We start from the raw sequence: 12,994 nt of genomic DNA, 5'->3' as shown, positions 1-12,994 counted from the left end.
TACAAAAAAAGCATCGGACTCTAATATCCGATGCTTTTTCCAATTCCTCATTATTTTAAAGCTCTTTTGATTTTCTTAGATTGATCAGGCGATACGTGTGCAGGGCAATTACCTTAAGCACCGCATATACTGGGACGGCTAGAATCAATCCAAGTAGTCCACCTAGGCTTCCTGCAACAAGCAAGATTGAGATAATGGTAAGCGGATGGATATCCAGCTTCTTGCCCATAACTTGAGGAGAGATTACATTACCCTCGATCTGCTGAGCAATAACCATAACGACTAGTACTTTGATGACCATCGCCGGCGAGTCAACGACTGCTACGATCAGTGCAGGAACGACTCCGATAATCGGTCCGAGGAACGGAATAACATTTGTGAACATCGCGATGATAGCTAAGATCAGCGAGTACTCGATTCCGATTACGAGATAACCGATATACAGCATTGTACCGACACAGACACTGACAAGAATCTGTCCTTGGATGTAAGAACTAAGTGCGATGTCCATGTCTTTTAGAATTTTTGTACCATTATTACGCTGTCTTTCTGGAAGCGTTTGAAGCACCATCTGTGGAGCTTTTTCACCCTCTTTTAACATGTAATAAAGAATGAAAGGAACGGTAACAAAAATCATAATAATGTTTGTGATGATTCCAATAAAGTTTGCGATGTTAGTACCAATTGTTTGAACACTAGTAGACAAATAAGCAGAAACTTTATCAGAGATTTCTTTCACGTCAAACTGGTCACTTTCTTGGAAACGGCTTACCCATTCATTCTGCTGTAAATCATTTAGTTTTGAACGAATAGCATCGATTAAAGCAGGTGTATTCTCGATCAAATTACTTACCTGTCTTTGTAGTATCGGACCAATAGAATAGAACAGCAATACGAAAAGTCCGATCGCAAGCAGATAGATGAGAAGGATAGATAAAACCTTCGGCACATTTCGCTTATGCAAGAACTGAACGACGGGCCGGAACAGATAATAGAGAACACCGCCAAGTAAAAACGGGAAAAATAACGTTTGAACAAGAACGACGATCGGCCTGAAAATAAAATCAATCTTTGTTCCTACTAAAATGATTAAAAAAATGAGGAGAAATCCGTAACCGATACGAAAAAATTTCGACTGTGGCATGTAATTATCACCTTTATCTTCTGAAATATGTATTCATTATATACAACTTATGAGAACATACACAAATTTTTAAAAAAACACCCGTACAAGGATAAAAGCATATGCTGAGTAATGGGCATACGTACTAGAAATGGAGTTTGTACAGAAAGGATGAAACCAATGTGCGGAATAACGGGTTGGGCAGATTGGAATCGTAACCTCACACATGAAAAAAATATATTGATTAAGATGGCCACACCTTTATCAAAAAGAGGACCTGACGCACTCAATGTATGGAGTACCACGCATGCAGGTTTTGGTCACGCAAGGTTAGCGGTTGTAGATATTGAAGGCGGCGTTCAGCCGATGACAAGAACAAAGAACAAATTACAGTATACACTTTGCTATAACGGAGAGCTGTACAACACAGAAGATTTACGTAAGGAACTTTTACAAAGAGGGTATTCGTTTGAGGGACATTCTGATACAGAAGTGTTGCTTACTTCTTATATAGAATGGGGAGAAAGTTGTATTGATCGTTTTAATGGAATATTTGCATTTGGCATTTGGGATGAAGAAAAGCAAAGTTTGTTTGTAGCTCGAGATCGACTAGGGGTAAAGCCATTTTTTTATACGGAAAAAGGCGGTATGCTGTTATTTGGTTCTGAAATAAAATCCATTTTAGCTCATCCAGATGTGAAGGCTGAAATAGATCGTGAAGGATTGCAAGAAGTGTTTGGTCTAGGACCATCGCGTACCCCAGGTAATGGTGTATATAAAGGTATAAAAGAACTTCGTCCGGCTCATGCTGCGACGTATACAAAAAATGGGCTGAAAATTTGGCGGTATTGGAACGTAGAAAGTAAACCACATCAAGACTCTTTAGAAGACACGATTGAAAATGTGAAGAAACTTGTGACTGATGCAGTAACACGACAGCTGGTTGCAGATGTCCCCGTATGTACGTTTCTTTCTGGCGGCCTCGATTCAAGTGCCATAACAGCAATCGCAGCAAAATATTTTAAAGAAGAAAACAAGGGTGACCTTCATACGTTCAGCATTGATTATGTTGATAATGACAAGTATTTTAAAGCAAGTGATTATCAGCCAAATTCTGATGCGTATTGGATCAATCAGATGGTTGAGGCTACAGGATCTGTTCATCATAGCTGCGTGATCGATAATGAACTATTAATCAATCATTTGCGTGAAGCTGTTACTGTTCGGGACCTGCCAGGAATGGCTGATGTTGATTCTTCTCTGTTATGGTTCTGTCGTCAGATCAAACCGCAGTCAACCGTTGCACTATCAGGTGAATGCGCAGACGAAATCTTTGGAGGGTATCCTTGGTTTCATAAAGAAGAGTTATTAAACCGTCCGATGTTTCCATGGATGCGTTCAACAGAAGCTCGTCAGAATCTTTTGCAAGACTCGTGGGCTAGTAAACTAAATTTAGCTTCGTATGTGCAGCAACGTTACGAAGAGACGGTGAATGAAACGCCTGTCTTAGAGGGAGAATCTAAAATTGAAGCGAGAAGACGAGAAATCTTCTATTTGAATATGATTTGGTTTATGACGACTCTATTGGATCGCAAAGACCGTATGAGCATGGGAGCTTCATTAGAAGTGAGGGTGCCTTTTGCAGATCATAGAATTGTAGAATACGCATGGAACATTCCTTGGGACATGAAAATGTTAGATGGAAGAGAGAAGGGAATACTTAGAAAAGCACTTACTGGTGTTCTTCCGAATGATGTTCTATATCGGAAAAAGAGTCCTTACCCGAAAACGTTCCATCCGGATTATACAAACGGCGTAAAAGATTGGCTAACAAGCATTGTCACAAAAAAGAATTCACCATTGTTTGAAGTATTAAATCGAGAACGCGTTCAGGACATCATTCAAACGAATGGAGAAACGTTTAAAGAACCGTGGTTCGGTCAGCTTATGACTGGACCACAATTAATGGCTCATCTTGCACAGATCGACAGCTGGTTGACAGACTATAATATTAATATCATCGATTAAATACACAAAAAACCGGAGTACGTACTGTTCTCCGGTTTTTTGTGTTTATGCAGTTGCTTCTTGTTCCACGACTAATTGTTTTTGCCACTTTCTATTACGCCATCTCGATAGCATGAATAACCCCCGGAGCCATTCATCTGCAGTGAAAGCTAGCCAGATTCCTATTAACCCTAGATCAAAGGTAATTCCCAACAAGTAGGCAAGAGGGACACTTACTCCCCACATAGAGATGACACCCATAATGACCGGGAATTTCACATCACCTGCAGCTCTCAAACTAGAAATGATAACAAGATTAAAAGAACGGCCAGGTTCGAGCAGGAGCGTTAAGTATAAAAGAATAGTACCCTCCTTAATAATCTCAGGATTATCTGTAAAAATAGACAGAAGTGGCTTTGCGAATAATGAAGCTATACCTGCCATTAGAAAACTTATGATCATGGCATACGTCTGACTTTTGAGACACATCTTATAAGCAGAGTCGTATGATTTTGCACCTATTAAATGACCGATTAATATCTGTGTACCTTGACCGATCGCTACGGCGAAAAGAAATATAAACATCATGATATTAAAGGTATACACTTTAGTCGTTAGTGCAGTTGTACCAAGCAGCGTAATGAAGAACGTGATCAGCATCTGAGATCCGCTATATGAAAGGTGCTCTCCGGCTGATGGCAATCCGTTTTTTAATACACTCTTAATATGAAGAGGAAATAGTTTGAACGAGCTCGCAAACGGCAGTGGTATAGAAGAGCGCTTGAACAAGATATAAAGAATCACAACTAAGCCTAAAAAACGGCTAACAGACGTTGATATCGCTACTCCTTCAACACCTAGTACAGGAAAGCCGAAAGCTCCGAAGATGAATAAATAGTTTCCAAATACGTTTAAGATGTTCATTCCAATTGTCACGTACATAGCATCTTTCGTAAAACCGTAGCTTCTAATAGCAGCTCCGATCGTCATGATGACCGATTGGATAAATGAAAATCCTCCTACGATCATAAGATAGCTAGATGCTTCCGCCATCAACTCTGGTGGCGTATTCATCCATTTTAAGAACACATCGCCCCAGATTAATAATGCAGCACTTAATAGCAACCCAAAAAGCAAGTTCCCTAAGATTGCAACGACAGCTACCTCAGCAGCCGTTCGTTCAAGCTTAGCACCAATTGCCTGAGCAATAACGACACTGGCCCCGGTAGCAACAAATCCAAACATAACGATTACGATTGATAAAAGTTGATTAGTAAGACCAACAGCGGCTACAGAATGATCGGAATATTGACTGAGCATAAGAGTATCCGCGTTTCCCATCAACATATGAAGCATTATCTCTATAAAAATTGGCCACGTTATGGCAAAAAGGGAAAGCTTAGCAGCTTTGTTGCCTTTCATGTGAATCCCTCTCCATCGTGTTTATATTGTATGGTTTTAACATTTACCTATTGTAACAGGTATGAGTACTTACTGAAATAAAATCCCCTCACTTTTTACAGTAAGGGGAACATGTTTATTTTCTTCTATATATACTAAAGCCATATCCAGGCAGAGAACCTGAGAAGGATGACCCTAAAATGTGGGAGTAGTCTTCAGGGATCTCAATGGAAATTTCCGCGCTATGTTCACTAGCATTCAAAAGAATCCAAACATTTTCTTCTTCTGATGAACGCTCATAAACTAAAGTTTGCTCATCAGCCTTAATAAACTTTATTTCTCCATCATTTGCTAATACTTTGTGATTTTGACGAAGGCTAAGCAATGCTTGAATGTGATTGAACAGTTCTAGATCTTGTTTGCTTTCATCCCATTCCATACATTTTCTGCAACCCGGATCATTACCACCCGTCATACCGATCTCGTCGCCATAATAGATACACGGTGTTCCTTTAAAGGTTAACATCAATAAGAACAATAACTTCATCTTATCCTTATTTTCATCACAGAACGTTAGAACACGTTTTGTATCGTGCGAGCCTAAAAGATTAAACGCAGCTTCGTTTACGTTTTCAGGGTACATATGAAGAACAGCCGTCATTTTTTCAGCAAACACTTTTGCATCGATCGTTTCTTTTGCTACAAAATCAAGAGCAGCATTTGTGAACGGATAGTTCATAACGGCGTCGAACTGGTCTCCTTGGAGCCAGTTCATTGAATCATGCCAGATCTCACCTAAGATATATGCATCTGGTTTGACAGACTTAACAGCGGTTCTGAACTCTCTCCAAAATGAATGATCCACTTCATTTGCAACATCTAATCTCCAGCCATCAATATCAAATTCTTCCACCCAATAACGAGCAACCTTGAGTAAGTATTCGCGAACCTCAGGGTTTTCAGTGTTTAGTTTCGGCATTGATTTTTCAAAAGCAAACGTATCATAATTTGGGCGTGGTTCAGTCTGAATTGGAAATTCTTTTAAATGAAACCAGCTCTTATAAGAAGAATTCTCTTGATTACTTAACACATCCTGAAACGGTTCAAAATAATATCCACTATGATTAAACACGGCATCAAGCATAACTTTAATACCGTTTTCATGACATACTTTCACTAGTTGCTTAAACGTTTCTTTATCACCGAATTGTGGATCGATCTCTAAATAATCGATCGTATCGTATTTATGATTAGATTTCGCTTTAAAGATGGGTGTGAAATAGATCCCTGTCACACCAAGTTTAATGAGGTGATCGATATGATCGATCACACCTTGAAAATCTCCGCCAAAGAAATTGTTGAATTTCGGTTCGTCGCTTGCCCACGGAAGAGAACCTTCAGGATCGTTGCTCGTATCTCCGTTTGCAAAACGTTCAGGGAAGATTTGATACCAAACCGTATCCTTCACCCAAGAAGGAGCACGAAATACATCAATGCCATTTAAGAATGGAAAACAGAAGTAATAAGCCGTGTCATCGAATGGAGCTTCATTATAGAAGCCCTTTTCGGTAAACACTAACGTTTCATCACCGCTTTTTAGTTCGAATCCATATCGCAAACGTCTAAAAGGGGGTTGAATCGCAATGAAATAGTAATCAAAATATTCGTCTGTACCCGAAAGTGTCATGAGCGATCGAGACGTCTGCCAGCCATCCTTCGTCCAGTCATAAGGATCACCGTGAATTAACGTTACAGAATCAACATCACCTTTTTTAGTACGAAGACGGATGTGAAGGGTAGTCTCGTCATATGCATAAGCAAAGTTGTTGCCTGCTCTGTGGTAGATTGCTTCTTTTAACATATTTTAATCTCCTCTCAGTCTTGGCAATAAAAAAGGGGCACAACCTATAGAAACTAGGTTGTACCCCTAAGGAACGTACATTGCCTTCAACTTGTAATGGTGAAAGTATAAACCGCTTTCACTAACAAAATCAAGAGAAATGAAAGCGAAACCAAAAATAATTAAAAAAGTATTGTAAAAATTCAAAGCATAGGTATAATGAAATTGAGCAGGTAATGCAATCGTTTTCATAAACAGCAAAAAACTTTATAAGAAGATAGAAAAACATTTTTTTTGCTAATCTGTGCAAACGTTTGTATGCTTTGATCTTTTAACAATAATGGGGGGTACAATTGATGAAAAAGTTATTAGCTTTGCCTTTAACTTTTGCTCTAGCTGCAAGTGCGTTAGCTGCTTGCGGACCGCAAGAAGACAGTTCTTCTACAGGTGGTAAGAAAGACTCGGCTGCAGACAAGCCTGAAAAATTAGTAATGTGGGAAGACCAAGAAAAAGGTGCTGGAACTGAAGACGCAATCAAAAAGTTCGAAGAGAAATACGGCATCAAAGTTGATCTGAAAGAAATCCCAATGTTAGATCAACAAGAGAAGCTTCGTCTTGATGGACCAGCTAAAAAAGGACCGGATGTTATTACAACTCCGCATGACCGTATTGGACCATTAGCGATCGAAGGTCTTATCGCACCAATTAAAGTATCTGATGATGTAACAAAGCTTTACACTGAATCTTCAATTAACGCATTAACATATGATGGAAAGCTTTACGGACTTCCAAAATCAACTGAAACACCTGTTTTCATCTACAACAAAAAATTAATGCCTGAAGCACCTGAATCATTTGATGATGTACTTGCATTCTCTAAAGGTGACAAAGGTGGAGCACAGTATGGCTTCTTAGCTAACTGGACTGACTTCTACTTTGCAAATGGTGTGCTTTCTGGATATGGAAGCTATGTATTCAAAGACGACAACGGAACTTTAGATGCAAAAGACCTTGGTCTTTCAAATAAAGGTGCTGTTGAAGGATTAGATTATATCACTAGCTGGTACAAAGACGGCTTATTCCCTAAAGGAATCATCGGTGAAAAAGCTGGCCCTACGATCGACGGTCTTTTCCAAGAAGGTAAAGTTGCTTCTGTAATGAACGGACCATGGTCTTTCCAAGGCTATAAAGATGCTGGAATCGATATTGGTGTTTCACCAATGCCTAAACTTCCAAACGGTGAAGATGTAAAAACGTTCATCGGTGTTAAAGGTTACAACGTAAGCCAATTCTCTCCTAACCAAGAGTGGGCTGCAAAGCTTGTTGAGTTCATCACAAACGAAGAAAACGCTAAGACTCGTTTTGAGAAAACAGCAGAGATCCCTCCAATCGTATCTTTAATGGAGGACCCAATCATCGCAGACAACGAAGCAGCTAAAGCTGTAGCCGTTCAATCAGAACGTGGAGTTCCAATGCCTAACATTCCTGAAATGGCAGAAGTTTGGGCTCCAGCTGCAAACGCACTTCAATTATCTGCAACTGGCAAGTCTGAGCCAAAAGCGGCTCTAGAGAGTGCAGTTAAGACGATCGGACAAAACATTGAAGCGAACCACGGTAAAAAATAATAAGCAGTAACTGGAAAGCGGTACCCAGACGTCGCGGGTACTGCTTTCTCTAACTATTGTGTGTGTTGGAAAGATTTCACTTATAAATGGGTCCTAAAATCTTTCGAACAATACACAAAAGTGGGGAATAGAAAGGGGAAACCTGTAATGACACACCGTAAGACCGCAGCTTTGCTGTCAATCATTCCAGGAATGGGACAATTCTATAACAAGCAATTTGTTAAAGGTTTCGCATTCTTGTTTTTAGCAATTTGTTACTTTATAGCATTTCTTGATTTTCTAAACATTGGACTTTGGGGAATTGTAACACTTGGAACAGAAGTGCCTAGAGATCACTCCATCTTCTTACTTGTTAACGGCGTTATCTCTATACTTGTAGTAGGCATTGGATTAGGATTTTACTACTTTAATATTTACGATGCTTTCCAAAACGGAAAAAAACGGGATCACGGTGTTAAACTTAACACACTAAAAGAGCAATATCACAATGTAGTAGACAAAGGGTTTCCATATTTAATGGTTGGACCTGGATTTTTATTGTTGATCTTCGTTGTTATTTTTCCAATCATCTTTATGTTGTTGTTAGCATTTACGAACTACAATTTATACAACTCACCACCAGCAAAACTTGTTGATTGGGTTGGTTTTAAAAACTTTATTGAAATTTTCTCACTAGAAATTTGGCGTGAGACGTTTATCTCGGTATTTGCATGGACGATTATCTGGACATTTACAGCGACTACACTTCAAGTTTCTGTCGGTATTTTCTTAGCAGTTGTATTGAACCAGAAAGAAATTAAGTTTAAAGGGATTATTCGTACACTATTGATTTTGCCTTGGGCTGTACCGGCTTTCGTATCTATCTTAATTTTCTCAGGATTGTTCAATGATACATTCGGAGCGATCAATCAATCTATTTTAGCACCTCTTGGAATCGATTCCATACCTTGGATGACTGATCCTTTCTATACAAAAGTGGCTTTAATCTTTATCCAATCATGGCTTGGTTTCCCGTTCATCATGGCGATGACAACGGGTGTACTTCAGTCGATTCCTGGGGAACTTTATGAAGCTGCAACTGTGGATGGGGCATCGAACTGGGATAAATTTCGTAAAATCACACTTCCAATGGTCTTATTTACAACAGCACCAATTTTAATAACGCAATACACGTTCAACTTTAATAACTTCAACGTTATCTATCTATTTAATAACGGTGGACCTGCAGTAGCTGATCAAAATGCAGGTGGGACAGACATCTTGATCTCTTGGATCTATAACTTAACGATGACTTCAGCTCAATACAGCAAGGCTGCAGCTGTAACTGTATTATTATCGTTGATCATCGTGTCACTTGCATTGTGGCAGTTTAGAAAAACGAAATCATTTAAGGACGAAGGAATGATTTAATATGAGTATAAAAACAGCAAGAAGAATACGGTTAACTCTGTCCTATCTAGTTTTATTGTCAGCGATCGCAATCGTGGTCTATCCGATCCTTTGGGTAATCGGTTCTTCCTTTAACCCAGGGAACACTCTATCCAGTTCTACGATCATTCCACAAAATGCGACTCTTGCTCATTATAAAGAGCTATTTGCTGAGACGGATTATCTGATCTGGTATTGGAACACATTGAAGATTTGTTTTATTACGATGGTTCTCTCTGTTATCTTTATCGGCCTAACGGCTTATGCATTCTCAAGATACAAGTTCATAGGACGTAAAAACGGATTGCTTCTTTTCTTAATCTTGCAGATGATACCACAATTCGTAGCGATCCTTGCAATCTACATCCTAGCTTACCAAGTTGGATTGCTTGATACACATTTTGCCTTAATCCTTGTTTATGTGGGTGGATTGATTCCTATGAACACATACTTGGCAAAGAACTATTACGATACCATTCCAAAAGAACTAGACGAATCTGCGCGAATTGATGGCGCTGGTCACTTTCGTATCTTTTGGCAGATTATCCTGCCGCTTTCAAAGCCAATCTTAGCGGTAATCGCACTTTTCAGTTTCATCTCACCGTTCGCTGATTTTATCTTAGCGTCCATTCTGATCAGTTCAGATGAAAAGATGACACTTGCCGTTGGTCTGTTTAATATGATTAAGAATGAGTTCGGGAACAGTTTCACATTGTTTGCAGCAGGTTCTGTATTAGTAGCGATTCCAATTGGTCTATTATTCTTATCACTGCAGCGTTACTTTATCTCCGGCTTAACTGCTGGTGGTACAAAAGGTTAATCACAGCACCTCATTATAGGAGGAACGGCGATGGGCAAAAGAATTGTATTCTTAGCTATGTCGTTTCTTCTTTTTTTATCTGTTCAAAATAAAGCGTTTGCAGAAAAAAAGGAAGAACGGTCATGGAAAGATGAAACAATCTATTTTATCATGGTGGACAGGTTCAACAATGGAGACAAAAATAACGATTTTGATGTAGATCTTAATGACCCTTCAGCTTACCATGGGGGAGACTTTAAAGGAGTCATGGATAAACTTGATTATCTTGATGACCTTGGAGTTACGGCAATTTGGCTAACGCCTGTCGTAAAGAACGAACCAGGAGGCTATCACGGTTATTGGACGGAGAATTTCTATGATACGGAAGAACATTTTGGTTCAAAGGATGAGTTAAAGCAGCTTGTTAAAAAAGCACATGATCGTGATATAAAAGTTATATTAGATCTTGTCGTAAATCATACAGGCTATAAACATCCTTGGTTAGAAGAGTCAAAACAAGATTGGTTCCACCCAGAGAGGGAGATCGGCAACTGGGATAACCAAAAAGAAGTTGAGAACGGCTGGCTCGCTGGATTGCCCGATCTGAACACCGAAAACAATGAAACGCGTAAGTATTTACTCGACATGGCAGAATATTGGATCAAAGAAACAGACATAGATGGCTACCGGTTAGATACAGTGAAACATGTGCCAAAAGATTTTTGGCAAGAATTTTCAGAACGAGTGAATAGAGCTAAGCATGGATTTTATTTGATCGGTGAAGTTTGGCACAATGATCCAAGATATATTGCTGAGTATAATAAAGCCGGAATTCAATCGTTTGTAGATTATCCTTTGTTCAATGAGATGGTTCGTATCTTTAGACAAAGCGGGCAATCGCTTTCAGAGCTGAACGCTGTATGGGAGCGAAACAAGTTCTATTATAAAGATCCGCATACGTTAGGAAATTTTATAGATAATCATGATAACATTCGCTTCGTGCGTGAAGCACTGCTGAAGCAAGAAGATCCTGAAAAGAGGCTAAAGTTAGCTCTTACTTACCTTTACTCGGCACCTGGTATTCCTATCCTCTATCAAGGAACAGAGCATATGATGGATGGAGCCAAAGATCCGGACAACCGTCGAATGATGGACTTTACTCAAAATAAGGATTTTGAAAGATTCACTTCAAAATTAGGAAAGCTCAGACAGAAACATCCTGCACTTAGACGTGGCGATTATTCGATGATTGTTGATAAAGATGGGAAAGCCGTCTTTAAACGAAAATATCAGGATGAAACACTTTATATCGCTTTTAACAATGATAAGAAGAAATCTGCTATTTCTTTTTCGGATAAAAGCCTTCATAATAAAAAACTTGTGAGTCTGTTATCAGACGAAGAGATAAAGGTGAACGATACTTCTGTTGAAATGAATATGGATTTGGAATCAGCTGATATTTATTCTGTACAAGAAGCAGATTCCGATTGGAAGCTCTACTTAATAGCAGCAATAATCGTACTATTGTTAAGTTCTTTCTATATTAATAAAAAAAGAAAAAAACGAACTTTATCAAGTTGAAAAGTCTTATAACTATTCAATTTACAAAAAAAGTCTAAAACATTAAAAGTGGAAAGGAATTAATATTTCTTTTTTCCTACGAACGCTATACAATAATTGATGGAATAAAGTAAGCGTATACACTATGCCAAATAGTCTGAAAGGAGGACTATATCATGTCAGTAACGATAAAAGATGTAGCAAAATTAGCAGATGTTGCACCTTCAACCGTTTCAAGAGTAATTGCAAATAATCCTCGAATTTCTGAAAAGACAAAACGAAAAGTTAAAGAAGCGATGGACTATCTTGGCTATCATCCAAACTTTAATGCAAGAAGTTTGGCAAACCGAAGCACTCAGGCGATCGGTCTTGTCATGCCTAGTTCTGCAGACAAAGCTTTTCAAAATCCGTTTTTTCCAGAAGTAATCAGAGGAATCAGTACGATTGCACATGAACAAGAATACGCCCTATACATGTCGACAGGTAATACAGAAGATGAAATCTTCGAAGGCGTTGTGCGAATGGTACAAGGTCGTCGAGTGGATGGCATCGTTATGTTGTATTCACGTGTAGATGATCGGATCATGTGCTACCTGCAAGAACAAAAATTCCCGTTCACAGTAATCGGTAAGCCGTTTAAAAACGCTGAAAGTATCACACATATAGATAATGATAACTTCAAAGCTGCTCAAGAAATGACAGAATATCTTATATCATTAGGTCACGAACGAATCGGTTTTGTAGGAGGAAATTTGAATCTAGTCGTAACCATCGACCGGTTATTAGGCTATGAAAAAGCGATACGAAATGCGGGACTGCCTTATAAAGATGAGTACATCGTTCATGAAGAGTTCTTAAAAGAAGGAGGGCAAGAAGCAGTAAAAGAGCTTCTCGCATTAAAAGAGCCACCGTCAGCACTTCTTGTTATAGATGACGTTATGTCCTTCGGTGTCTTGAGCACTTTAAACGAGCTTGGTGTGACCGTACCCGATGACATCTCGTTACTAAGTTTCAACAACGTTATGCTATCTGAACTCTCATCACCTTCATTATCATCTGTAGACATCAATATCTTTAAACTCGGTTATGAAGCGGCTAAGGGACTCTTAGAATGCATTCAATGTCCCGAAAAAGAAGCAAAACGAGTAGTCGTACCTTTTCAGTTGATTGAAAGACAAACGTGCAGTAAAGTTAGCGAGAAGTAATGATCA

Annotated in this window: 9 protein-coding genes; 6 read left to right on the top strand and 3 right to left on the bottom strand. The window is 39.0% G+C overall.

Features of this window, described 5'->3' with window-relative positions; all coding sequences use genetic code 11:
* Positions 1-55 precede the first annotated feature (55 nt).
* Complete coding sequence (locus H9648_RS16475) at positions 56-1,144, bottom strand: AI-2E family transporter (RefSeq protein ID WP_191754902.1); 1,089 nt, start codon at positions 1,142-1,144, stop codon at positions 56-58.
* 159 nt (positions 1,145-1,303) lie between these two features.
* On the opposite strand from H9648_RS16475, the gene asnB reads away from it, so the two are divergent.
* Positions 1,304-3,151, top strand: a complete 1,848-nt coding sequence (gene asnB, locus H9648_RS16470) for an asparagine synthase (glutamine-hydrolyzing) (RefSeq protein WP_191754901.1) — start codon at positions 1,304-1,306, stop codon at positions 3,149-3,151.
* A 45-nt stretch (positions 3,152-3,196) separates the two neighbouring features.
* On the opposite strand, the gene H9648_RS16465 is transcribed toward asnB, so the two are convergent.
* Together H9648_RS16465 and H9648_RS16460 are read right to left on the bottom strand one after the other, a co-directional pair.
* Positions 3,197-4,552 carry an MATE family efflux transporter gene (locus H9648_RS16465; protein WP_191754900.1) on the bottom strand — a complete coding sequence of 452 codons (1,356 nt, stop codon included), beginning with the start codon at positions 4,550-4,552 and terminating at the stop codon, positions 3,197-3,199.
* A gap of 115 nt (positions 4,553-4,667) precedes the next feature.
* Positions 4,668-6,392, bottom strand: coding sequence for a glycoside hydrolase family 13 protein (locus H9648_RS16460; RefSeq protein ID WP_191754899.1), 1,725 nt, complete (start codon positions 6,390-6,392; stop codon positions 4,668-4,670).
* A gap of 335 nt (positions 6,393-6,727) precedes the next feature.
* Between H9648_RS16460 and H9648_RS16455 the strand changes: the two genes are divergently transcribed.
* The 5 genes from H9648_RS16455 (at position 6,728) to H9648_RS16435 (ending at position 12,988) form a co-directional block, all read left to right on the top strand.
* Positions 6,728-7,996, top strand: coding sequence for an extracellular solute-binding protein (locus H9648_RS16455; RefSeq protein WP_191754898.1), 1,269 nt, complete (start codon positions 6,728-6,730; stop codon positions 7,994-7,996).
* Positions 7,997-8,143: 147 nt separating this feature from the next.
* On the top strand, positions 8,144-9,406 hold the full coding sequence (locus tag H9648_RS16450; protein WP_191754897.1) for a carbohydrate ABC transporter permease: 1,263 nt from the start codon (positions 8,144-8,146) through the stop codon (positions 9,404-9,406).
* A 1-nt stretch (position 9,407) separates the two neighbouring features.
* On the top strand, positions 9,408-10,244 hold the full coding sequence (locus tag H9648_RS16445; RefSeq protein WP_191754896.1) for a sugar ABC transporter permease: 837 nt from the start codon (positions 9,408-9,410) through the stop codon (positions 10,242-10,244).
* Between the two features lie 30 nt (positions 10,245-10,274).
* Positions 10,275-11,804: an alpha-amylase family glycosyl hydrolase gene (locus tag H9648_RS16440; RefSeq protein WP_191754895.1), complete on the top strand. Its 1,530-nt coding sequence runs from the start codon at positions 10,275-10,277 to the stop codon at positions 11,802-11,804.
* A 155-nt stretch (positions 11,805-11,959) separates the two neighbouring features.
* The gene (locus tag H9648_RS16435) at positions 11,960-12,988 is read left to right on the top strand and encodes a LacI family DNA-binding transcriptional regulator (RefSeq protein ID WP_191754894.1); all 1,029 of its coding nucleotides are present in this window, start codon (positions 11,960-11,962) and stop codon (positions 12,986-12,988) included.
* The last annotated feature ends 6 nt before the right edge of the window (positions 12,989-12,994 follow it).

The sequence above is a fragment of the Fictibacillus norfolkensis genome (assembly GCF_014836645.1).
In the GTDB taxonomy this organism is placed as follows: domain Bacteria; phylum Bacillota; class Bacilli; order Bacillales; family Fictibacillaceae; genus Fictibacillus; species Fictibacillus norfolkensis.
The sequence above is the reverse complement of the archived record's forward strand: the minus strand, read 5'-3'. Positions and strand labels throughout refer to the sequence as shown.

What these genes read in the sequence shown, in the direction of transcription:
- H9648_RS16475 (WP_191754902.1), bottom strand. Translation starts at nt 1,144, where the DNA reads ATGCCACAGTCGAAATTTTTTCGTATCGGTTACGGATTTCTCCTCATT.
- asnB (WP_191754901.1), top strand. Translation starts at nt 1,304, where the DNA reads ATGTGCGGAATAACGGGTTGGGCAGATTGGAATCGTAACCTCACACAT.
- H9648_RS16465 (WP_191754900.1), bottom strand. Translation starts at nt 4,552, where the DNA reads ATGAAAGGCAACAAAGCTGCTAAGCTTTCCCTTTTTGCCATAACGTGG.
- H9648_RS16460 (WP_191754899.1), bottom strand. Translation starts at nt 6,392, where the DNA reads ATGTTAAAAGAAGCAATCTACCACAGAGCAGGCAACAACTTTGCTTAT.
- H9648_RS16455 (WP_191754898.1), top strand. Translation starts at nt 6,728, where the DNA reads ATGAAAAAGTTATTAGCTTTGCCTTTAACTTTTGCTCTAGCTGCAAGT.
- H9648_RS16450 (WP_191754897.1), top strand. Translation starts at nt 8,144, where the DNA reads ATGACACACCGTAAGACCGCAGCTTTGCTGTCAATCATTCCAGGAATG.
- H9648_RS16445 (WP_191754896.1), top strand. Translation starts at nt 9,408, where the DNA reads ATGAGTATAAAAACAGCAAGAAGAATACGGTTAACTCTGTCCTATCTA.
- H9648_RS16440 (WP_191754895.1), top strand. Translation starts at nt 10,275, where the DNA reads ATGGGCAAAAGAATTGTATTCTTAGCTATGTCGTTTCTTCTTTTTTTA.
- H9648_RS16435 (WP_191754894.1), top strand. Translation starts at nt 11,960, where the DNA reads ATGTCAGTAACGATAAAAGATGTAGCAAAATTAGCAGATGTTGCACCT.